This is a genomic window from Pseudomonas sp. 4CAES_32.4, from assembly GCF_058136335.1.
This window is the reverse complement of sequence record NZ_CM176882.1, coordinates 2,968,601-2,991,633: the sequence shown is the minus strand read 5'-3', so window position 1 is coordinate 2,991,633 and position 23,033 is coordinate 2,968,601. Positions and strand designations below refer to the sequence as shown.

Annotated in this window: 14 protein-coding genes; 6 read left to right on the top strand and 8 right to left on the bottom strand. The window is 57.5% G+C overall.

What is annotated here, in order from left to right; all coding sequences use genetic code 11:
• Nucleotides 1-98: 98 nt before the first annotated feature.
• Genes AC3Y64_RS13380 through AC3Y64_RS13370 form a run of 3 tightly spaced genes read right to left on the bottom strand, consistent with a single transcriptional unit; the run spans nucleotide 99 to nucleotide 3,394 of the window.
• Nucleotides 99-1,064: an HlyD family secretion protein gene (locus AC3Y64_RS13380; protein ID WP_489987828.1), complete on the bottom strand. Its 966-nt coding sequence runs from the start codon at nucleotides 1,062-1,064 to the stop codon at nucleotides 99-101.
• A 4-nt stretch (nucleotides 1,065-1,068) separates the two neighbouring features.
• Entirely contained in the window at nucleotides 1,069-1,269 is a 201-nt protein-coding gene (locus tag AC3Y64_RS13375) for a DUF1656 domain-containing protein (protein ID WP_489987827.1), read from the bottom strand.
• Complete coding sequence (locus AC3Y64_RS13370; protein WP_489987959.1) at nucleotides 1,259-3,394, bottom strand: FUSC family protein; 2,136 nt, start codon at nucleotides 3,392-3,394, stop codon at nucleotides 1,259-1,261. Before AC3Y64_RS13370 ends, AC3Y64_RS13375 begins: the two co-directional genes overlap by 11 nt.
• 172 nt (nucleotides 3,395-3,566) lie before the next feature.
• Between AC3Y64_RS13370 and AC3Y64_RS13365 the strand changes: the two genes are divergently transcribed.
• From AC3Y64_RS13365 to AC3Y64_RS13355, 3 genes are all read left to right on the top strand, one after another.
• Nucleotides 3,567-4,622, top strand: coding sequence for a HEAT repeat domain-containing protein (locus AC3Y64_RS13365; RefSeq protein ID WP_489987826.1), 1,056 nt, complete (start codon nucleotides 3,567-3,569; stop codon nucleotides 4,620-4,622).
• Nucleotides 4,623-4,746: 124 nt separating this feature from the next.
• Nucleotides 4,747-6,249, top strand: a complete 1,503-nt coding sequence (locus AC3Y64_RS13360) for an ATPase domain-containing protein (protein WP_489987825.1) — start codon at nucleotides 4,747-4,749, stop codon at nucleotides 6,247-6,249.
• Nucleotides 6,246-7,916 (top strand): ATP-binding protein, encoded by a 1,671-nt coding sequence (locus AC3Y64_RS13355; RefSeq protein ID WP_489987824.1) that lies wholly within the window; start codon nucleotides 6,246-6,248, stop codon nucleotides 7,914-7,916. Before AC3Y64_RS13360 ends, AC3Y64_RS13355 begins: the two co-directional genes overlap by 4 nt.
• A gap of 114 nt (nucleotides 7,917-8,030) precedes the next feature.
• Here the strand turns inward: AC3Y64_RS13355 and AC3Y64_RS13350 are convergent, their stop codons facing one another.
• Genes AC3Y64_RS13350 through AC3Y64_RS13330 form a run of 5 tightly spaced genes read right to left on the bottom strand, consistent with a single transcriptional unit; the run spans nucleotide 8,031 to nucleotide 14,575 of the window.
• Nucleotides 8,031-8,408 (bottom strand): response regulator, encoded by a 378-nt coding sequence (locus AC3Y64_RS13350; RefSeq protein ID WP_158959547.1) that lies wholly within the window; start codon nucleotides 8,406-8,408, stop codon nucleotides 8,031-8,033.
• A 44-nt stretch (nucleotides 8,409-8,452) separates the two neighbouring features.
• Nucleotides 8,453-9,667 (bottom strand): hybrid sensor histidine kinase/response regulator, encoded by a 1,215-nt coding sequence (locus AC3Y64_RS13345; RefSeq protein ID WP_158959548.1) that lies wholly within the window; start codon nucleotides 9,665-9,667, stop codon nucleotides 8,453-8,455.
• Nucleotides 9,661-10,254 (bottom strand): chemotaxis protein CheB, encoded by a 594-nt coding sequence (locus AC3Y64_RS13340; RefSeq protein ID WP_489987823.1) that lies wholly within the window; start codon nucleotides 10,252-10,254, stop codon nucleotides 9,661-9,663. Before AC3Y64_RS13340 ends, AC3Y64_RS13345 begins: the two co-directional genes overlap by 7 nt.
• A complete protein-coding gene (locus AC3Y64_RS13335) occupies nucleotides 10,251-11,084 on the bottom strand; it encodes a CheR family methyltransferase (protein ID WP_489987822.1) in 834 nt (277 codons plus the stop codon). Before AC3Y64_RS13335 ends, AC3Y64_RS13340 begins: the two co-directional genes overlap by 4 nt.
• A complete protein-coding gene (locus tag AC3Y64_RS13330) occupies nucleotides 11,084-14,575 on the bottom strand; it encodes a response regulator (protein WP_489987821.1) in 3,492 nt (1,163 codons plus the stop codon). The genes AC3Y64_RS13335 and AC3Y64_RS13330 overlap by 1 nt, the downstream gene beginning before the upstream one ends.
• Nucleotides 14,576-14,844: 269 nt before the next feature.
• On the opposite strand from AC3Y64_RS13330, the gene AC3Y64_RS13325 reads away from it, so the two are divergent.
• The 3 genes from AC3Y64_RS13325 (at nucleotide 14,845) to AC3Y64_RS13315 (ending at nucleotide 22,945) form a co-directional block, all read left to right on the top strand.
• On the top strand, nucleotides 14,845-15,207 hold the full coding sequence (locus tag AC3Y64_RS13325; RefSeq protein ID WP_489987820.1) for a response regulator: 363 nt from the start codon (nucleotides 14,845-14,847) through the stop codon (nucleotides 15,205-15,207).
• A gap of 189 nt (nucleotides 15,208-15,396) precedes the next feature.
• On the top strand, nucleotides 15,397-19,095 hold the full coding sequence (locus tag AC3Y64_RS13320; RefSeq protein WP_489987819.1) for a hypothetical protein: 3,699 nt from the start codon (nucleotides 15,397-15,399) through the stop codon (nucleotides 19,093-19,095).
• Nucleotides 19,096-19,192: 97 nt separating this feature from the next.
• Nucleotides 19,193-22,945, top strand: coding sequence for a hypothetical protein (locus tag AC3Y64_RS13315; protein WP_489987818.1), 3,753 nt, complete (start codon nucleotides 19,193-19,195; stop codon nucleotides 22,943-22,945).
• Nucleotides 22,946-23,033 lie beyond the last annotated feature (88 nt).

The following is a 23,033-nucleotide window of genomic DNA, read 5'->3' as shown; positions in this document are numbered from 1 at the left end:
TTATGTAGGAGCTGCCGCAGGCTGCGATCTTTTTATCTTGGTTTTTGAAAGCAGAATCAAAAGATCGCAGCCTGCGGCAGCTCCTACAGAAAGCAGGGTCAGTGGTGCTCTTGGGGTTTTTGCTGTTCCAGCACGGTTACCGTGGCGGTCGTACCCGCCCGCAAGCGGTTCTTCCCGGCATAGTCGCTATCAATATCGATCCGCACTGGCACCCTCTGCGCGAGTTTGACCCAGGTGTAACTCGGGTTGATGTTGGCCAGCAGACGACTGCCCGGCGCGTTTTCGCGGTCAGCGATGGCGAACGCGATGCTCTGCACGGTGCCGCCGAAGGTTTCACCGCTCATCAACTGGACGCGAACCCGATCACCCTCTTCGATCCGTGGCAGTTTGGTTTCTTCGAAGTAGCCGCTGATGTAGAACGAATCGCTGTCGACCAGAGCCAACAAGGCGCCACCGCTCACCGCGTAATCACCTTCACGAGTCAGCAAATTGGTCACGTAGCCGCTGACCGGCGACTCGACGCGGGTGCGTTGCAGATCCAACTCGGCTTGAGTCAGTGCGGCAATTGCCAGTTGCACGTTGGCTTCGGCGAGCCCGAGGTTGGCCTGATTGCGCAGCAGATCAGCCTGCGCCACCGCCACATCGGTGCTGGATTTTTCCCATTCTTCACCGGAGATCGCAAAACCCTGTTTGAGCGTGCGCCGCCGGCGCTCTTCGCTTTGCCGCTGCTTGAGCAACGCTTCACTGGCCACAATCGCCGCTTGCGACTGCCCGAGCGTCGCTTTGGACACCTCGACTGAACGCCGCGCATGCTCCACCGCCAGTTGGTAGCGCGCTGGGTCGATCTCCATCAATAACTGGCCTTTGTCGACATGCTGGTTGTCCTGCACTTTAAGACTGACGATGCGCCCCGAGACATCCGCCGACAGGGTCACTACATCCGCCCTCACCCGTGCATCCCGAGTCCACGGTGCCCGGGTGTAATGCTCCCAGGCGAACCAGCCAAGCACGATGGCTAGAATCACCACAGCCAATGTCGTCAAGCGTGCGATCAATACTTTCAAGGCCTCAGGCTCCCATCAACAAAATCAGCGTGGCACAAACGCAGGCATACAGGGCACCCTCGAACAACGCCTCATGCCAGACCAGGCGCAACACCCCCACGCGCCGCAAAACCCAATCCAGCAACATGAATATCGGTATGGCCAATAACAGCGCCTGGGCAATGGGCGGCAGGTAGACACCGCCGATTTCGAAATCAATGGGCAAGGCTTGGCTCTCCTTCCAGGACAACAGGCTGCAAATGTTCGCCGTGGCGCTCGAGGAATGAGACGACAATCAGCAGCGCTACCCGCATACGAAATACCGACCACACATGCTCGTGGCTGGCGACGTGCAAATCATCCAGCTCATCGCCCAAGGCGTGCAGCGTGGCCAGCAATGGTGTCAGGCTTACATCCGTGCGACCGGCAACAAATCGCCCGGTCTTGCGCAAGGCAGATGACAATTGCTGACTGTAGGCCTCAGTCAGCAAGGTGTTGTTCTGCGCTTGCTGGCGAAGTTGATGCATCGCCACGCCAACGGCCACGCAGGCGAGACTGATTTCATAAAGCTGCTGCATCCCTCGCTCATTGGCTGCCGGCAGCAAGCCGAGCATGCTGGTCAGACGATCAACCATGCGGCTTTCAAAAGCGAATTGCTGGGCATCGGTCGCTGGCGTCTTGGTCAGCTCATACACCTGCTCGCGCGCTTCGTTATACAAGCGTCGAATACGCAGCGCCGGGCGGAACGGGAATATCCACGCGTAGACAATCAGGGCCAGCATGGCGGCACTGACATAAGCCCCGGCAAACTCGAACCATTGGATCGCAGTGTTTTGCCCGGTGCCGACGTTCTGCGGGCCGATCATCAGGAAACTCGACAGGCCCAGGCCCATGCCAATGCCGGCCGTCGCAGGGCTCGCCAATCCCACCGCGATGACATACAGCAACGGCGCGAGCATCAACGCTAATGGCTCGAAATCACTGACCGACGGTACCAGCATGAATTGATAGAGCGCCGACACCAGCAGCGCCAGACCCAATCCCCGCGCATAACTCTGCGCCGCCATCAGCGGTCGGGGAAACGTCGCCATCAATGAGCAGAGAATACCCACCAGGATCATTCCACCCCGCGCACCGTCCCAAGCGGTTTCGATCCAGATCAGTCCGGCCACCAATAACGCGGTAAATGCGCGAATGGCATTCATCGACGCCAAGGTGAAATCCAGGTGCAGCGGGCTGGCCTGGCCGCGATGGAGGCAACTGGCTTCGCGGCCCTCCTGAATGGCATCGCTCAACTCCAGGATCTGCTCGATTTGCTGCAGCAGCCGCGCCTGCTCCCAGCGCAGCGCCCATGCCAGCGAGCGCAGGGTGGCGCTCATCTCTTCGGTCAGCTGCTCGGCTTCATAGGCGAGGTCGTCGAACTGCTGTTGCAGGGTGACGAAACGCTGGCGAACATCGGCGGGCAGCGAGCGGCCCTGCGCCGCCAATTGGTCAAGCAACGCGAGTTCCTCGGCGCGCAGGCGCTGGACTTCCAGCGGCAAGTCCCCCTCCCAGCGCTCGGTCAGCAATTGCCGCTGATGACGCAACGCGGTCAACCGTGAGGTCAGCAACATCAACTGGTTGCCCAACAGCAGCACGAGGTTGTTCGCGCTGCGCAGACGCGGCGCATCGAAATACAAGTGCCGGCGCAGCCCCTCCAGCGCACTGATTTCACCGAGAAGCTGCATTTGTCTGCGCTGAAATTCGGCCTCGCTTTCTTCGGTGCGAATCACCGCCGCTGCATGATTGGCGACCAGTTTGATCACCTGATCGACTTTGGCGAAGTATCCCTTGGCCACGGCTTCCGGTCGGGCCGTCAGCAAGCTCACCACGCAAACGCTCGCCACAGCCAGCAAGGTTTCCGTGACACGCGTGACGGCCAGCAGAAACGTGCCGTCCTGATCCGGAATCGCCAGCAAGGCGACCACCACGGCGGTGTAGCCACTGAGCACAAACGCTTGCGAACTGGTGTAGCGCAGCAAAGTCCCGCCCGCCGTGCACAGCGCCAGCCACAACGCCAGCGTCGTGATGAACGGCAACGGCGCCTGGGGGAAGATCGCCATGATCAGCACCGCCACTGCGGCGCCAAGGGTGGTGCCGATCACTTGGCCGAAACTGCGGGCCAGCGCCATGCCGGCCAAGGGCTGACTGACAATCACCACGGCCATGATCGACCACTTGGGCTGATCGAGATCAAACAGAAACGCCAGATACAGGGTCAACAACCCCGCCGCGATGGTGCGTAAGGCAAACAGCAGAACGGCCTGACCGGGATGGATCACCGCTTTGAAATAATTGAACAGGGCTTGCATGGACTCACTCATTCTGACGACTCCTGCAAGCGTAGACACTGCATCGAAAGCCTGACGGGTTTCACAGTCGACGCGACTCGTAGGACGATTCGCTGGCATTGGGTTTGACTCAGGTCCCAAGCTGACCGAAGCTTGCCGCTCTGCTCAAGTACGCCTGTTTCCGGAAAACCGCATGCCTCAGTCACGCCGCTATTTGTTGATCAGCCTGGGTCTGGTACTCGTCATCCTCGTTGGCTGGTTGTCCCTTCGCAGCACGGCTCCGGTTGTGCCTGAAGCAATCAAGCATGGCTATAGCGAAGCACTGTCCGCCGCGCGCACCGGTGAGCCTGGCGCGGCGCGTCAGTTGTATCAGCAATTGGGCCGTCCGGACCTGTCGGTGAAACGGCGTGTCTGGCTGCACGCCGAACTTCCCAACTACCCGAGCCCGCAAGCCCTGAAGCTGGCCGATGCCGATTTGCAGAACGAGGCCCCCGAAGTGCGCCTTGCCGCGATAAAGAGTGTCATCGGCCTGGTTCCCGGCGGTCAGCGCAGCCTGTTGTTGGGGCCGCTGCTCGATGATGAAGATCAAACCGTACGTTTCGCCGCGATCAATGCCCTGCTCGGTCTGACGCCGGATGAGCTGGGCTTGTATTTCGGTCCATTGCAACAAGGCATCGATGCCTGGGAGCAGGTGCTCAAAGGCCAACCGGAAAGCGCCGCGACTTACGCGCAACTGGCGCGGCTTTATATACATAACGTCGAACTGAAAGAAGCCCAGGTTGCCTTGGACAATACCCTGCGACTGGAGCCCGGCAATCTGCAGGCGTTGGTGATGCAGATCGATGTGCTCGACCGCCAGGGCCAAAGTGATGCCGCACGCCAGTTACTGGCCCAGCAACTCAAGGCCCAGCCCGATTCCGCTTACCTGCAACACGCGCTCGGACTGTGGTTGCTGCATCACGGTCAGCGCGAATATGCCCTGCTCGGCCTGTCCAAAGCCGTCGAACTTGAGCCGGACAACAAGGATTATCGCTACGACCTCGCTACGACGCTGCACAGCGCCGAAGAGCTGGAAGCCGCACAAAAACAACTTCAGGAGATCGTTCAGCGCCACCCCGCTGACCGCAAAGCGCGGGTTCTGTTGATCAACTACTGGAAAGAAAGTGGTCAATTGCAGAATGTGCAGGTATTGCTGGCGCAACTCGAACAGCTCAATCCGGACGATCCGGCCCTGCAACAAGGCCTCTAAGCAACAACATCCAGACACATTTCGGCAGAAAGATCGGAACTGCCATCACGGCCAAGGGTCAAGTAATTCAGGTCGCCCGGTTTAGTTGGCAGCCTCGCTTCCCCTAGTCATGAGAGGGCATTTTTTGTCTACATCCAATGCGTTGATCAGTGCAAAAGCCGCTACCGGCATTGAAGGTCTGGACGACATCCTGGCCGGTGGCTTGTCTCGTGGGCATGTGTTTTTGCTCGAAGGTGAACCAGGAACCGGCAAAACGACGTGCGCTTTGCATTTTCTAATGGCTGGCGCCCGCGCCGGCGAACGCTGTTTGTATATAACCCTGTCAGAAACCGAGCGCGAACTGCGCCAAGGGGCGCTTTCCCACGGCTGGGAGCTTAACGAGAACATCGAGATATTCGAGCTGACGCCCCCGGAAAGCCTGCTCAATGCCGAGCACCAGCAGAGCTTGCTCTACTCTTCCGATCTGGAATTGGGCGAAGCCACCAAACAGATTTTCGAAGTGGTTGAGCGCTTCAAGCCGACTCGCGTGGTGCTCGACAGCCTGTCGGAGATCCGCTTGCTGGCGCAAAGCTCTTTGCGTTATCGCCGGCAGATTCTGGCGATCAAGCATTACTTCGTACGCTATGAAGCGACGGTACTGCTGCTTGACGACCTGACTACTGAATCCCTCGACAAAACCGTTCACAGCGTCGCCCACGGGGTGATTCGCCTGGAAGAGCTGACGCCCAACTATGGCGCCGAGCGTCGTCGGATCAGGGTCATCAAGTACCGCGGGCAGAAGTACCGTGGCGGTTTTCACGACTTCACCATCATGGGCGACGGCGTGCATGTGTTCCCCCGTCTGGTGGCGGCGGAACATCGCGGCGACTATGCACGCCTGCAACTGAGCAGTGGCATTCCGGAAATGGACGCCCTGCTCGGCGGCGGCATCGAGACCGGTTCCAGCACGCTGATCCTCGGCCCGGCCGGGACCGGCAAATCGCTGATCTCGATGATCTTCGCTGCAGCAGCGGTCAAGCGCGGCGAAAAGGCTGCACTGTTTATTTTCGATGAAGAGTTGGGTCTGCTGTTCGAGCGCATGCGCAACATCGGCATTGACCTGCCGGCGCTACAAGCGACTGGCAACCTGCTGATCGAGCAGGTCGACGCTGCGGAACTGTCACCCGGCGAGTTCTCCCACCGCGTGCGCCGCTGCGTCGATCAGGGCGAAATCAAGACGGTAGTGATCGACAGCATCAACGGCTATCAAGCCGCGATGCCGGAGGAAAACGCCCTGGTGCTGCACATGCATGAACTGTTGCTCTACCTGAACCGCAAGGGTGCCGCGACGTTCATGACCGTTGCCCAGCATGGTCTGGTCGGAGATATGCAAGCGCCGGTGGACATCACTTATCTGGCGGACACGGTGATTCTGTTGCGCTACTTCGAGGCCATCGGCAAGGTGCGGCGGGCGATTTCCATCATCAAGAAACGTACCGGCAGTCACGAATCAACCATTCGCGAATACCGCATTTCCACTCAGGGCATGACCATTGGCGAACCGCTGGAAGCCTTTCAGGGGGTATTGCGCGGCGTACCGACCTACTTGGGCGCCAGCAATCCGCTGCTCAAGGAAGAGCTCTTGTGACGGTCACCGTACCGCTGGCCGAACGGGCGCTGATTCTTGCGCCCGTGGGTCGCGACAGCCAAATTGCCCTGATGATTCTCAACGAGGCCGGTTACGGCGGTCTGGTCACCCCAGGCCTTGGCCCGTTGTGCCAAGAGCTGGAACTCGGTGCAGGCTTGTTGTTGATCGCTGCCGAGGCCTTACGCGGTCAGGAACTGGAAAGCCTGTTTCTGCATCTGGAGCAGCAACCGGCGTGGTCCGACTTGCCGATTGTGCTGCTGACCCATCATGGCGGACAGGAACAAGGCCCCTCCTCGCAACTCAGTCACTTGCTCGGCAACGTGACGTTTCTTGAACGGCCGTTTCATCCCGCGACCCTGATCAGTCTGGTGTCCGCCGCTTTGCGCGGGCGCCGACGACAATACGAGGCCCGTGACCGGCTGATCGATCTGAGTGAAAGTGAACGGCGCCTGCAATCGACGCTGGAAACCCTTGAGCAGCAGGTCGAAGAACGTACTGCGCAACTTCGCCACAATGAGGAAGCGCTGCGCCAGTCGCAGAAAATGGAAGCGGTCGGCCAGCTCACCGGCGGGATCGCCCACGACTTCAATAACATGCTGACCGGGATTATCGGCAGCCTGGAATTATTGCGCCGACGTCTCGCTCGTGGCCGCACCGAAGATCTCGACAGCCTGATCGATCTGGGCGTGACCTCGGCCAATCGCGCGGCCAGTCTGACTCATCGTCTCCTCGCGTTTTCCCGTCGCCAGTCGCTCGACTCCAAAGCTGTGCAAATGAACACCCTGGTGCTGTCGATGGGCGAATTGCTGGAACGCAGCCTCAACGAAAGCATCCAGTTGGACATGCGCCTGAACGACAAATTGTGGGTCGCCGAAGCCGACCCCAATCAACTGGAAAGCGCCCTGCTCAATCTGGTGATCAATGCCCGCGACGCCATGCCCGATGGCGGCAAACTGGTGGTCGAGACCAGTAATCAAGTGTTGCGCCGCGATTTTACCGACGCCTATAGCAATCTTGAGCCCGGTGATTATGTGATGTTGAGCGTCACCGACAACGGCAGCGGCATGCCGGAAAGTGTCATCAATCGCGCATTCGATCCGTTTTTCACCACCAAACCGATCGGCCAGGGCACGGGGCTGGGCCTGTCGATGATCTACGGGTTCAGCAAACAGTCGCGCGGTCATGTGTCGATCGACAGCGAAATCGATCAGGGCACGTCGGTCAAACTGTACCTGCCACGTTTTCGCGGTGAAGAGCTGCCAGGGCCGGACACCGACATTCAACAGGCACCCGAGGCAATGGATGGTGAAACCGTGCTGATCGTCGAGGACGACCCAGCCGTGCGCATATTGGTCAGCGCTGTGCTCAGTGAGTTGGGTTATGCGTTCGTCGAGGCCAGCGATGCTGACGGCGCTGTGCCGATCCTGAACTCGACGCAACGCATCGATCTGCTGATCAGCGACGTCGGCCTCCCAGGCATGAACGGCCGGCAACTCGCGGAAGTGGGCCGACAATACCGGCCGGGCTTGAAGGTGCTGTTCATCACCGGCTACGCCGAACACGCGGCGGTACGCGGCGGGTTCCTCGATTCCGGCATGCAGATGATCACCAAGCCGTTCACCTTCGATCTGCTGACCGCCAAAGTGCGGGAAATGATCAAGAACTGACCCCTGAAACAACTGTAGGAGCTGCCGCAGGTTGCGATCTTTGATGTTGATCTTGAAAGATCAAAAGATCGCAGCCTGCGGCAGCTCCTACAAATTTGCGTCAGTCCGTGTCGATCAGGCCAGCAGTTCCTGAATCTTTTCCTGCAACACATCCAGATCGAACGGTTTCTCGAGGATCGGTGCCTTGCGGGTGATCGGGCTGCCGGTCTCGCGAATTTCCTGCGGATAGCCGCTGATGAAAATGACCTTCAGGTCCGGTCGCAGCTTTACCGCAGGTTCGGCGATCTGCACGCCGGAGATGCCACCCGGCAGGCGAAAATCAGTGATCAACATGTCCAGGTGCGGTTTGCTGGCGAGGATCTCGAACGCCTGTTCGCCGTTTTCCGCTTGCAGCACGCGATACCCCTGCCCCGACAGATAATCCGCCAGCACCATCAAGATAACCGGTTCGTCTTCGACGACGAGTACTACATCTTGCGCATCTACGCTCATGGGAAGCCTTTGTTCGGTCAATAGCTGCTGATACGACCGTGTGGTCACTCAGAGGTTGCGTCGGATTTGCCGTTTTCCTGAATTGGCAGACAAACGCGAAACAGGGCGCCTTCGTTGATTTCACTCTCGACGACGATGGAGCCGCCATGGGCGGCGACGATCTGCTCGGAAATGAACAGACCCAGGCCGAGACCGGCGACCACCGTCTTGGCGGAGACCCGTTCGAACTGTTGAAAAATACGCTTCTGGTTCTCGGCGCTGATACCGATGCCACGATCCTGCACCTCAACCCGCGCTTCGTCGCCTTCGCGATAGACGCGCACTTGAATCGGGCTGCGACCGCCATAGCGCAAGGCATTGGTGATCAGATTGGAGACCACTTGCTCGATACGGAACTCGTCCCAATTGCCTTCAACTGCTTCAGTCGCAGTGAAAGACACTTCGGTCTCCGCCGCTTCGATCTGTTGCGCGAAGTTCTGCAGCAGAGTGCTCACCAGTTGCACCAGGTCGAACCGGCTCGGGCGGATCGAGAGTTTGCCGGTGCGGATCCGCGAGACATCGAGCATGTCTTCGATCAAGCGGATCAGGCTTTTGATCTGACGCTCGTCGCGGTCGACCATCGCGTGCATCTTGTCGAGGGTGAACGCCGCAGCGTTATCTCGCGCCAGGTGCATCTTGCGCAATTGGGTTTCGAGAATCAGACCATTAAGCGGCGTGCGCACCTCGTGGGCGACGATCGACATGAAGTCATCGCGCATGCGCACAGCCTGCTCCAGCTCCAGTTGCGTGCTCTGCAATTGTTGCAGCAGCGCTTCCTGCTCTCGACGGGCCTGCTCCAGCGCTTCGACTTGTTGCTTCATCGCCTTGCTCTGGCGGTACAAGTCGACAAAGACGTTAACTTTGCTTTTGACCGCGTGGATATCCAGCGGCTTGTGCAGGAAGTCCACCGCGCCGCTTTCGTAGCCCTTGAACGCGTAGTTCAGCTCACGACCAGCGGCGCTGACGAAAATGATCGGGATGTTCTTGGTTTTCTCGGTGCCGCGCATCAGTTCGGCCAGTTCGAAGCCGTTCATGCCGGGCATCTGCACGTCGAGAATGGCCATGGCGAATTCGTGTTGCAGCAGCAGCGACAGCGCTTCGTCCGCCGACAGCGCCTTATAGACGGTGCGGTCTTCGCGCTTGATCAGCGCTTCGAGCGCCAACAGGTTCTCGGGCAGATCGTCAACGATCAGCAGTTTGGCTTGGATATTACTCAGCATGCGATTCGTTCCAGCTCGACTAACAGACGGCCGATGCCGTGAATGGGTAAGACATGATCCGGCTGCTGAAGCTTCAGCGCAGCCAGCGGCATGGTGGCGACTTGCGCATCGCCGGGCTCCTGAACGATGGTCAGGCCACCGTAGTGTTTGACTTCGGCCAGGCCCTTCGCGCCATCGTGGTTGGCGCCAGTCAGCAGCACAGCCGCCAATCGGGGACCGTAAACGTGGGCGGCGGACTCAAACAGGAAATCGATCGACGGTCGAGAATGGTGCAGCCGATCCTCAAGACTCAGCGACAGACTGCGATCTTCCTCCACCGACAGGTGATAACCGGGCGCGGCGAAATACACCGTGCCGGGCTGGATATCCTGTTTGTCGACGGCCTCCAACACCGGAATCGCCAGACGCCGGGCAAACACCTCGGCCAGTTGACTGCGGCGCTCTTCCGGCAGGTGCAAGACAATAATGATCGGTAACACAAAACCCTGGCGCAGCGGCCCGAGCAGGCTCAGCAACGCTTCCACACCACCGGCGGAAGCACCCATCACAACGGCCTCGATCCGAGGTAAATCCGTAGCGCCGTTCATAATTTGCGGTAAATCCGTTCCTGTTTCACCAGTGGCTCGAACTGGTTGGAAAAACCGGAAAAATCCAGCGTCTCTTTGCTGCCAAGCACCAGGAAACCGCGATGGCTCAACGATTCATGGAACAAGCCAAACGCGCGATCCTGCAGCTTCTTGTTGAAGTAGATCAAAACATTCCGGCAAGAGATCAGCTGGGTTTCCGAGAACACGCTGTCAGTCGCCAGGCTGTGATCGGCAAAGGTCACGTTCTCGCACAGGCTCTTGTCGAAAATCGCGTAACCGTAGGCAGCCGTATAGTAGTCAGCGAACGAGCGCTGACCGCCAGCCTGCTGATAGTTGGCGGTGTAAGCCCGGACATTCTCCATGGAGAAAATCCCCTGCTTGGCCTTATCCAGCGAGCGCGGGTTGATGTCGGTGGCATAAATGATCGTGCGGTCGAGCAGGCCTTCTTCGCGCAGCAGAATCGCCATCGAATACACCTCCTCGCCCGTGCTGCACCCGGCGATCCAGATCTTCAGCGAAGGATAGGTGCGCAGCAACGGCACCACTTCCTTGCGAATCGCCAGAAAATGCGACGGATCGCGAAACATCTCGCTGACCGGGATCGTCAGCAATTGCAGCAGCTGCATGAACGCCGTCGGGTCGTGCAGGACTTTTTCCTGCAGCGCCGAAATGGTTGCGCACTCGAACTGACCCAGCGCGTGTTGCACCCGGCGCTTGATCGACGCGCCGGAGTAATCGCGAAAATCGTAGCTGTATTTGAGGTAAATGGCCTCGATCAACAAGCGTAATTCGATCTCGCTGCTTCGTTCGGCCGGACTGCTACGTTCCACTAAATACGTTCCATCTTCGGTAACCACACGCGAATCAGCGAGAACAGGCGATCAAGGTCGATGGGTTTGGCCAGGTAATCGTTGGCGCCCGCCTGCAGGCAGCGCTCCTGATCATCCTTCATGGCCTTGGCCGTTACCGCAATGATCGGCAGCTTGCGCCAGCGCGGATTCTTGCGGATTTCGATGGTGGCTTCAAAACCGTCCATCTCCGGCATCATCACGTCCATCAGTACCAGGTCGATGTCCTCGACTTCATTCAGTTTATCAATCGCCTCGCGACCGTTACGGCCGATCACCACGACTGCGCCTTTGTGCTCAAGGGCACTGGTCAGGGCGAAAATGTTGCGCACATCGTCGTCCACCAGCAGCACCTTGCGACCCTCGAAAACCTTGTCGCGGCTGCGCGCGGTCTTGAGCATCTTCTGCCGTTCATGGGACAACTGCGATTCGACTTTGTGCAGAAAGAGTGTGACCTCGTCCAGCAAGCGCTCCGGCGAGCGAGCGCCTTTGATGATGATCGAGCGCGAATACTTGCGCAGCTCCGCTTCTTCATCGCGGGTCAGATTGCGCCCGGTGTAGACGATGACCGGCGGGAACGAGCAAATGTCTTCGGTCGACATGCGCTTCAGCAAGTCGTTGCCGAGCATGTCCGGCAGCTTCAGGTCGATGACCATGCAATCGTAGATCGTCGTACGCAGCAGCTCGAGCGCGTCCTGCGCCAGACCGACCGCGGTGATTTCAATGTCGTCATCGCCGATCAGTCGCGCAATGCTCTCGCGCTGCAAATCGTCGTCTTCGACCAGCAGCACGCGTTTGACCTTCTGCGTCAGTTTGGCTTCGAGACGGGCGAACACGTCCTTGAGCTCTTCGCGGGTGGTCGGTTTGACTGCATAACCGATGGCGCCCATGTGCATTGCGGCTTCGACGCGGTCTTCAACGGAGATCACGTGAACCGGAATATGCCGGGTTTCGGCGTGTTCTTTCAGGCGTTGCAGTACGGTGAGGCCCGAATGATCCGGCAGGCGCATGTCGAGCAGGATGGCGTCCGGGACGAATTCTTTGGCCAGGTCATAACCTTCGTCCGCGCCGTGAGCGACCAGGCACTGATAACCCAACTCGTGGGCCAGGTCGTAGAGGATATGGGCGAAGTTCGGTTCGTCTTCAACCACCAGAATGCAGCGGGTGGCGAACGGCGCTTTACCACGATCGTCGGCGAAACGCGGAATGACCACTGGCGCGGTCGAAGCCGGCGAAGTGACAACGGGAATCACCGGGGTTATGGCGGGAGGCGTCAGCGTCAGCGGTGCGGCATAGGCCTCGTCCGACTCACTGTATTGCAACGGCAACACCAGCGTGAACACGCTGCCCTGCCCTGGCGTGCTGCTAACGCTGATCGAACCGCCCAGCAACGTCGCTAGATCCCGAGAAATCGACAGCCCCAGGCCGGTGCCGCCGTATTTGCGGTTGGTGGTGCCGTCTGCCTGACGGAAGGCTTCGAAAATGCTTTCCTGCTGGTCCTGAGCAATGCCGATGCCCGAATCGCGAACGATGAAGGCAATGCGATCATCCGGTTGCCCGGCGATGGTCAGACTGACTGTGCCGTGTTCGGTAAACTTCACTGCGTTGGACAGCAGGTTCTTGATCACCTGCTCCAGGCGCTGGCGATCGGTGAACATCATGGCCGGCGCGCCCGGCTGTAAATCAATGGTGAACGTCAGCTGTTTATCAGATGCCAGCGGCTCGAACACACCGCGCAGACCTTCGGCCAGCCGCGCGACGCTGGTGTTCTCCGGAATCACCTCCAGTTTGCCGGCTTCTACCTTGGAAATATCGAGAATGTCGTTGATCAGGTTGAGCAGATCGTTGCCCGCCGAATAAATCGATTCGGCAAATTTGACCTGTTCCGCGCTGAGGTTGTCCTGCGGGTTCTCGGCCAACAGCTTGGCCAGAATCAACGAACTGTTGAGCGGCGTGCGCAGTTCGTGGGACATGTTGGCGAGGAATTCGGATTTGTACTTGCTCGAGCGCTGCAACTCTTCGGCGCGTTCTTCCAGTTGCACCTGCGCCTGATTGAGTTCGGTGTTTTTCAGATCCATCGCATCGCGCTGTTCCGCCAGCGTCTGCGCCTGTTCGGCGAGCTGCTCGTTGGTCTGCTCCAGCTCGACCTGCTGGGTTTCCAAGTGCGCCTGGGATTCCTTGAGAATCCGCGACTGCTCTTCGAGTTCTTCGTTGGCGGTTTTCAGCTCTTCCTGCTGCACTTGCAACTCTTCGTTGAGCTGTTGGGTTTCGGCCAACACTTCCTGCAGACGCTGGCGATAGCGCGCCGCTTCAATGGACATGCCGATGTTGCCGGCGATCAGTTCGAGAAGGTCGATGTCGCGCTCGGTCAGCGGACGCAGGAAACCCAGTTCGATCACGCCGTTGACGCGGTCGTCGTCGCTGGTGGGCACCACCAGCACACTGTGCGGCAGGCCTTCGCCGAGGCCGGAGCTGACTTTGAAGTAATCGGCCGGCACCGAATCCAGACGAATCAGGCGCGCTTGCTGCGCGACTTGGCCGACGATGCCTTCGCCGCTGTAAATCGATTGATCCTGTTCTTCCTGTTCGCGCGAGAAACCATACGTCGCCACGCGTTTGAGGCCGCCGTGCTCCTCACGCACATACAGCGCCGCGACAGCGGTGCCGAGGTATTGCGCACAGAATTGCAGAATGTTGCGGCCCAGCAGGTTGAGGGTCAGTTGCCCCAGCACTTGTTCGGCAAGTTGTGTCTGCCCATTGCGTAGCCACGCCTGTTTTTCCAGACGCTCGGCGCTGGCCAGTTGCGCGGCGAGGTTGGCGCTGTAATTGCTCGACAGATTGAGCAGGTCACGGCGGCCAATGTAGGCCAGCAAGCCACTGATACCGGCGATAAACAGCAGGTAGAGGCTGATGCTCCAGATCGTTGTGCGACGGACTTCCTCATTGCGCGTCGTGCGCAAGACCTGCTCGGTTTCGATCACGTCTTCAAACTGTTTGCGGATCTCATCCGTCAGGCGCTTGCCCCGCCCGGCCTTCACCGCGCCGCGATAATCACCACTGCTTCGCTGCAGATCGATCATCGATTGCGCGTAGTTAGCCCACTCGGTCTGCAGCGCCTCAAGGCGACGCAAGCGATCGGTTTGCACCGGGTTGTCGATCGTCAGTTCGGTCAGGGTTTTCAGCGCAACCGCAATGCGCGGCTTGGCAGTCTCGTAGGGATCGAGGAAATGCTCGTCGCCGCTGAGCAGGAACCCGCGCATACCGGTTTCCAGGTCCACGGTGAGTTTCACCGCTTCATTGGCGTTATTGATCACCCGGTCGGTGTGCTCCACCCATTGGATGACCGACAGCAAATAGGTGATCAGCGACACGAAAAACACGGCACTGAGCAGACCGACGCCCAAGGGCAGACCGATGTTGCGACTCAGGAGTTTACGAAACCGTTGCTCATCAACCGAAGACGGAGAGGACATGGGGCAGCCTTGTCGAACTGTTGAAAACCTGAGAGTTTGCCCGAAAACTACGGCATGGATCCATTTTTCCTACAGCTTTAGCAGTAATTTCCTGCATTTGCCTGTGTCAGGGCGAATGGCTACGGTTATCCTTGCCGCTCTGACTGCGGCTATGCTTTTTTTTGTAGCTGCGGGGAACTTGTGGCACTGCGCCACTTACTCATGCAAGAGGCCGGCAATTCTGATCGACCGGCGTGCCACCCCTGCCCTTTCTTTTCGAGAATTTTATTATGTCTGCCAACGCCTCCATCATCCTTGTCGTCGAAGACGATGACATCGTGCGCATGCTGATTGTTGATGTGCTGGAGGAGCTGGATTTCAAGGTAGTGGAAGCGAGCGACGCCGAGGAAGCCTTGAAGATCGTCAATGATTCGAACCAAGCGATTGACCTGATGATGACTGACATGGGCCTGCCAGGCATGGATGGCCGTGAGCTGGCGACGGAAGCACGCAAGGTTCGTCCCACTCTGCCGATCCTGTTTGCCAGCGGGTATGCAGAAAACATTGACGTTCCACAAGACATGCATGTGATTGGCAAGCCGTTTTCGATTGATCAACTTAGAGACAAAGTCAAAAGCGTGCTGAACAATTAAATGAATTGATATTACCGGCATCAACTTTAATTTCACCCTACTTGTCAGTACTTATTGCAGCCGCCACTCTCGAAATAGCTGGAAAGATATATCAACTATAATTTTCCGGCCTTTCCAATAATCTGATCCGCGACCGACGCAGACTCTGCAACAGAGTTTCTGCCTCTTTGATCGACAGCGGATGGACCCATGGCAACTACAAATACCCCAGATACACGCACGAGCGACTTGATAGAAAAACAGCATGTCTGCACCGTTCTCAAAGACGCGACAGCCATTGTTAGCGGTGGTTACTCGCCGGACTATCCCCATCTGCTGTTCAATGTTTCGCCAAACTCTTCCCTGGACCTGATCCTGGAACCTGGCCGAGAGCTGTTTCAGCGTATGCGCAGTTCGCCTGAATTCATCGACCTGTGTTCCCGCCTGCGAGTACCCGTTAACAGCACTATGTATGTCGACGGCCAAAGCAAACTTCATATAAAAGAACAACATGGATGGGCAACCTATGGAGCCTCCAGACATCCATCGCTGGGTGAAACTTTAAGTGTTCTGGCCGACCTCGCACAGTCAAGTGGCGGCGCCATTTTTCCTGACGCTACGATCAGTGTCGAACAGTGGTTGTTATTCAATGGCCTCGAAGTGCCCGAGACTCACGAGCAGACTTCAAACCTCTGGTCTTTCCTGAACTTCACGTTCCCTGATGCTCCGGTGAACGGCAACTATTGGTCGCCACTGCTAGAGGAACAGCATTCGTTTTCTTGCTCTGCCGAACACCGCACGGCCATACGCAACGTGACTCGCGGACTGGTTGCCGATCAGCGGCTGCTGGATGTGTTGATGTCCGAGAGCGTCGGCGGAATGTCTGCCGAGGCCGTCAAGGATTATCCCGATGAAACCTTGCATCAACTGCTGAACAGCCATGTCGGCCAACAGTGGGCGCAGCGCTACATCGACGCATTGGGCTGGTTCGGCTCGGCGACCGAAGAGGTCGAAGACGCTCAGAAGAGTTTTGCCGACATTCTATTGATCGCCATCCTGCTCGATCTGGTTCCGGAACCCGAGAAGGCCGCCAAGCATCTGGTCGCTGGATACGACTTGTATCAAACCGCTAATTTCAATCGCTCGTTCGCTGACGTCCGGGTCGACGTCGAACATCATCTAAGTACCACCGGGTTTGCCTCCGGCAATGCCGTGCCATTGGCCGCGCATCTGTTGCTGGCGTTGTCAGCGCCGGAATTCCTCGTCGAGGACCTACCAGACTCGCTTTTAATCGGCTCCGTCAGTTGGGTCGCCCTGCGCTGTGACGCGCAGTTTGTCGAACATTGCCTGCCTGGGGTGTCGCGCGTGATGGGTTATCCGTCCTTGAGCCAGTTTGGCGAGATCGGTGCCGTCACGGCTGCGCACCAGCAGTTGCGCGAATTCCTGACGATCAGTCCGATTCTGGATTGGGCCAGCCTCAACGGGATCATCGCGTACGACCCGAATGGTGAATATGGCGAAAAAGACTTCACCACTGCCCACGAGCATTTCAAGTCTTTTAGCGAAGGTTTGGCGAGCGCGCTAACGGCATTGAGCACCCCTGCGCCTTCTCGCCGGGAACTGACCGTCAACGCCATGCGCAAAGTCGTTCCCGCCGGGGATTACCTGGAGCAGGAAAACCTCAAATTCAAAACCATTTTCGCCATCACCGAATTGCCAACCGTTGGATTGGGTTTCGTCCGACAATCGCTGGTGGATTTTCATATGTCCGGCGACCTCATGATGGATGGACGCTTCTCGCCCAAGCTGGAAGTTGACGACCGTTATGATGTTCCGGCCGAAGCGTTTAACCGTCTGCACGAATTGCCTGATCCCAAGACGCTCTTCGAGGAAGCATTTGCGCCTTATTACGACAACTTGCAGGCCGGTCTGCTGACGCTAGTGAAACTGGCGTTTTCGCAAATGCCGGATGCTGACCGAGTGGCGTTTGAAAACGGTTATATCGACGTATTTACCGTTCGCGAAAAAGCCGATGGCATCGTCGACACAATCAGCTCGCAGGAGACCCAAAAGCAGCGCGACGCGGCAAAGGGGCGCTTTGGCCTGATCCTGTGCGCCAACTATCAATCGCAACTGCACAGCTACGAGTTGTTTCCTCTGCAGGGACTTTGTCTGGCCCGCCCGGAACTCGCGCCACTGTTACGTTCCACCGGTATTTATCATGAGAATCCGAGCCTGGGGTTTGTCGGCGACATCCACGCATTCCAGGAAAAAGTCGAACCGCTACTGTGGCCCATCGATGCCAAGGCCTACCTGGAAGGACGTCAACCTCGAGCCGGTGCAACCTCTCGGGTGATTGTGGAGAAGCTTTACGAAGCTTTGCCGCTCGCTGGCGAACCACGCCACTATGGTTCGGCGCAAACGTTCTTTTCTGCGCGTCTGATTCACTTCGCGCAGTTTTTGCTCAAGCACCATCCTGTTGCCACTCGGGAACAACTTTATAACGCCGGTTTTGGCGTTACCGAGATGGAGAGACTGCGAGCCAAGGATGAAAAATTGCAGACGGCGGTCGTCAATGTTCTGGTGCCGTTCAGGCAGTGCATCGTCGACCTGAATTCCGGTGATCCCGAACGATTCAACGAAGGTGTCGGTGGCTGCGTGCTTGACGGCGTAGCGATCATTGGCACGGTGATGGGTGCCGGCGCGAAAATAGCCGGCACTGCCGGAAAGACAGCGTCCGCCGCTTCAAAAATGATCAGCATTGCCAAAACTGCCGTGAGCGCCGGCATTTCACTGTTCAATCCGGCGGACGGCGTACCCTCACTGATAGCGGGCGGTTACAAACTGCTGCAAAAAGGCCGGCTGCTGCTCAGCCCGAAGGGCATCGCCAACCTGGAAACGGCCATTGGTCAAATGCGCTACCTGACGCGCAGCACACAAACTTACGACTTGGCCAGAGCGGTGAACCAGGCGGATGTCTTGCGTGTTCCCGCGCTAACGTTGAACGGTAAGGCTGTCGACATCTTTGCGGTTCAGCACGCGGCTCATGTGTACGCGCTCAATCTTAGAAGCGGTAAAGCATGGGGCCCCCGACTGACCGGATACAAACTCTACGATTTAAGCGTCGTCAGCGGCTGGGGCCGAGTCATGCCCAACAGCTACGCGCGCAATTTCGTGAACAGAAGCCTGCCGATTGCGCGCAGCAAGCTCGAAACTGCCTATAAACATTTGCGCCAACATCGAGATGATCCGGAAGTGCGCACACTGTTCAAATCGCTGTTTGGCAGTCACTCACCCGAAACCATCAGCTATTTCAAGGCTGGGCTCAGCAACATGCTTCACGATATGGAATCGCTGACGATGGACAATATACTTTTCAAAGCAAACGCTGACAGCGGAGCGCTCGCCGAGTTGTCTCGTGAGTCCTATGACTTGTGGCTCAAGTATCGAACGTTCAATGCTGGCGACACCAAATTCCTAACCATTCACTCGAATGAAATTGGCCACTTTTACCGTAAGGCGAAATACCATGATGGGCGAATAGCAGATGAATTGATCCGCGAAATGTCTTATGCCGATCCTCGTACTATGGGGCTGGTATTTCCGAGCCTGCCTTTGAAAAGTACATTGCCGGGAAACATCGATATCACCCCACTGATGCAATTTGGTAACAATCCCGCCCGGCACATTGCCCCCTTCAATAAAGTAAAAGATACGATGCCGGCAATCGTGCGCCAGCACCCCGCACTGATCAATGCGCACTCGACCAGTGTAATGGTCTCGCTCCTCGATCAGCGACATTACGATAAAGCCGGATTCGCCAGAAATCTGCAGAGCATTGAATTAACGTTGGGTTTTATTGAGGACGGGCTAAGCGGAGTGTCGGCGATCATCAACACCTCCACGTAAAAAACTCAAACCTTAAATCCAAGAACCGCGCTACCACGCCATGGGTAGCGCGAGCTTTCTCACGCCTGATATGTCTTATAAGTCTCAAATGGATTTTATGAATAACGATTTCATTGCCACGCATGAAAAACCTTTGTCGCGCCCGCTGTTTACCACTGCCTTTGAAGATAACAGCGCCGCCAGTGATCGAAGCGAAAGACTCGAAGTCATCAACCGGTTGACTCACCTCACTGCGGATCTTGCCGATACCGAACAGTTACAACTGGCGACCGTACGAATATCCCTTGAATCCGATTCGTCGTTGCACCAAGCCCTGCAACCGGGCGTCGCCATCTTGAAAATGCTGGCGCAAAAGGCCGAATTCAAAACAATGCTCGGCAAATTGATGTTGTCGGATTACACCGACATCCAAGTGACAGACGACGGACGGCTTAGCGTACGAATGTCGGGAAACTGGATCGACTTGACCAACGCATTGAAACGCGATCCCGGGATGAATGAAGACCTTGACGTTCTCATGGAGCTGGCAGTCGTGACCGGGGGTGCCGTTACTTCAGGTGAGCAGGTTCGTTTGCTGCAGTGGCTCAACTTTCATCGGTTCCACGTTCCAGGCAACGTCGAGGAAGGAAAAAGGCTCATCGGGTTTTTGATGCTGCCATTTTCAGCCGGCCCTGCGCCCTCCCACTACTGGGAGCTGCTTTCGGGCGACGAAGACAGCCCGGTTGTCCTGTCCCCCACACAACGCAACCAGATCAGAGCGCAGACCCATGGTTACCTGCGCGGCGAGCGTCTTCTACAGCATTTGGCAAAGATTGTTTTCGGTGGCCGCACGCAAGCTTTTCAGCATTCAGAAGCCCACGACGCACTGGCCCGGCTGGCCGCCAGTCCGATCGGGCGGCGTTGGGCGCAAACGTTCATCACCGATCTGGACTGGTACGGCGCCAACGGTGAAGCCCCGCAGTTCGCCGCCGACCTTGCTCAGGCTCTGCTCACGGCGATTCTGCTGGACCTGCACCCGAGCATTGGCGAGCCAGCGCCGCGCAATCATGTACTTGGCTTCAACCTCTATGCGGCCGAATACGTCGAACAGTCGCCCGCCTTCGTTCATTCGCAATTTGAACAACACCTGGTCGAACAGCATGGCTTCGATGCGCAGTACGTTGCATTGGCGGCACACCTGCTACTGGCGGAGACCGCACCGGCATTCCTGATCCGGAATCTGCCTTCCGGGTTGCGGCTGGGTACTCCGGAGTGGATCGATCATTGTCGCGCCGTGACGGTGATGGAACTCAATGCACCCGGATCGTCCTGTGTCACCACCTATGCACAATTGCAGCATTTGAAACAGTTCGATGCGGTCAGTGAACCGCAACAGACGCTCAATGCCCTGGCCGCCGGGGACCCGATGATCGATTGGGCTTTGCTCCACGGCATTGCAACAATGCAAGACGTCACGGCATCGATACCGCATGCGTTGGAAAAAGCGCTGACCGCTCACGCGCAATACAACCAATACCGCAACGACACCGCGCAAGCGCTCTCCCGTCCCTTGCCCACCCGAAAAGACGTCGCTCTGGATCTTCTGCAATTCGCCGCCCCGGAGTGCAACTATCTGGCGGACGACTTGCTGGTACAGAAGCGCAACCGAAGTGAGCAGGATATGTTTGCTGAACCATTGCACATGTCCTTGCTTGACCTGCACATGTCGAACGATCTGGCCAGCGGCGACTGGGACCTGAAGAACGGTGGCAGTGTCTATGCACAATTTCCTGACATGCAGTCACGCCTCGCCCCACCGGATGGGGTGTTCCGTATACTTTTCAAGCGTGCCTATGTGACGTACGCCGCGTCGATGACGGCTCACCTGAAACAGACGCTGTCGTCGTTGCCGCTGCTTGATCGAACACGCCTGCTTGAAGGCGAAGTGACCTGCTTCACCCTGCGCCCCTCGGCCGCCACGTTGATGCCCGCAGATCCACTATCGCTGGTCGTGGATTTCCCGGAAGACCTGTCCGATCTGATCTTTCAGGAAAATCAAAAGGGCAAAGATGCGGCGACGGGGCGTTATGGCGTGGCGATGTGCACGCGCTTTGAAGACCGACTGTATTGCTACGAGATGTTTACGTTACACGGTGAATGTCGGGAAAACCCGCACTTGGCAAAACTGATCCTCGAAAAGGATCTTCTGAATCAGCCGGCCCGCGCAGACTTTACCGGCAGCATGAGCCGCTATGTGAGGCCGGCTCCGCTGTATCAACTGCCCACCGATCTCGAGTGCTACACCCATGGCGTTCCACCCGGGCTGGCTGCCACCAGTGAAGGCGTTATTGAAAAGCTCGCTGTGCTGGCGGCGAACACTGATTTCCCGCAACACAAGAGAGGCTACTACCAGAGTCTGCACAGCGGCGAACTCGATCGCCTGGCAAACTTCGTTCTGAAGCACCGCCCCATCGCCACCTTTGATGAGCTGTCCAACGAATGCTGGGGCCAAACCGCACTGGAGAAACGCCGCGCCGATCGCGAGGAAGAACTGGACACATTCCTGAACATCATCGTGCCGTTCAAATCCTGCATCGAAGACATCAATTCCGATGATCCGCAGCGCCAACACGATGGCCTAAGAATGTGTGTGCTCGACGGTGCAATGACACTCCTGCTGGTGGTGGGTGTCATTGCCCAGATCGCGGTGATTGCCGCCAAGTCAGCCACGATTACCGTTAAGGCCGTGCAAATGGCCAAGGCGGGAGCCATGTTGCTCAACAGCCTGTTCAACCCACTGGATGGCGTGCAGGATCTGTTGCGCGGCGGCGTCCGGTTGATTCACCAAGGCATTTTGCGCGGTGGCAAGGTCAACTTGCTGACAACGGCGGTTACAGATCTTCGAACATTGACCGGCACTGCCCCGAAGAATGCCTGGCTGAGCGCCGCCGACCCGGATGTCATCCGTTTGGGCCAATGGCGTCAGGCCGGTCAGTCGGCAGACCTGTTCAACGTCTGGGGCATTCGCCATAACGGCCATTGGTATGCACTCAATCGCCAAGGTAAACCGTGGGGGGCGAAACTTGATGACTTTGAACCCGCCAAGGTCTGGCGCCTGTTCAAGCTCGACAAGATCATGCCAGCCAGTTACACCCGAAAGTTGCTCAAGGATGCGCTGCCGATCTCACGGACTAAACTCGACGATGCGATCAAAGTGGTTGCCGATGAAAGTCTGAAGAACGATTCAGGGTGGGTTTTGAAACTGCTCATGGGTGATCACTCGCCGCAGGGCAAAAGCAAGTTTCTGCGGCACCTGCAGGATGTAAAAAAAGACCTCAGCCACGTTTCGCCTGATAATTTTCTGATGGATACCAAGCGTGGCGACACCATTGCATCATTGAATACCCGCGCCTACCGGGAGTGGACTAATCTGCCCGCTACTGAAGCCGCCAGGAAAAAGTTCATCCGCATCTATACCAAGACCTTCAACAACCAGTTCCGCGTCGAAGGTTACAGCCACGGCGTATTGGCCGATGACATTCTTCACGAGTTGTTTCACGGCGCTCCTCACACCCTTGATCACGCCTATGCCAGCCTGCCCCGGAGCGGTCGAATGGGTGAGTATCAACGGCTGGATGTCCGCAACCTGCTGAACCTGGCGTCAGGCCATATCAAAGATCCTGCAACCCTCAAGAAATTCGAGCCGTTCGATAACGCCGAATCATTCATGATGGCGACCACGCTGCTCAGTCAGCAAACCCGGGATCCAGTGATGTTCCGTCGCAACATCGAGGCCATGCGGATTGCGCTGCAAAAAGCCTCCAGCCAAACCATCGACTGGGAGGTGCTGGTGCATTTGAACCCGGTCTGACGCAGCATCGGAGCCGTGTCTGAACACAGCTCCAGCAGCGGGCGGGGCTGTCAGCGATATGGTTTAATTGCGCCTTTTTCCGGGCCCA

Bases quoted from the DNA above. Each gene is read 5' to 3' on its own strand.
- AC3Y64_RS13370 (WP_489987959.1), bottom strand. From the start codon at position 3,394: ATGCAAGCCCTGTTCAATTATTTCAAAGCGGTGATCCATCCCGGTCAG.
- AC3Y64_RS13340 (WP_489987823.1), bottom strand. From the start codon at position 10,254: ATGAACGGCGCTACGGATTTACCTCGGATCGAGGCCGTTGTGATGGGT.
- AC3Y64_RS13345 (WP_158959548.1), bottom strand. From the start codon at position 9,667: ATGCTGAGTAATATCCAAGCCAAACTGCTGATCGTTGACGATCTGCCC.
- AC3Y64_RS13330 (WP_489987821.1), bottom strand. From the start codon at position 14,575: ATGTCCTCTCCGTCTTCGGTTGATGAGCAACGGTTTCGTAAACTCCTG.
- AC3Y64_RS13315 (WP_489987818.1), top strand. From the start codon at position 19,193: ATGAATAACGATTTCATTGCCACGCATGAAAAACCTTTGTCGCGCCCG.
- AC3Y64_RS13320 (WP_489987819.1), top strand. From the start codon at position 15,397: ATGGCAACTACAAATACCCCAGATACACGCACGAGCGACTTGATAGAA.
- AC3Y64_RS13350 (WP_158959547.1), bottom strand. From the start codon at position 8,408: ATGAGCGTAGATGCGCAAGATGTAGTACTCGTCGTCGAAGACGAACCG.
- AC3Y64_RS13365 (WP_489987826.1), top strand. From the start codon at position 3,567: ATGCCTCAGTCACGCCGCTATTTGTTGATCAGCCTGGGTCTGGTACTC.
- AC3Y64_RS13325 (WP_489987820.1), top strand. From the start codon at position 14,845: ATGTCTGCCAACGCCTCCATCATCCTTGTCGTCGAAGACGATGACATC.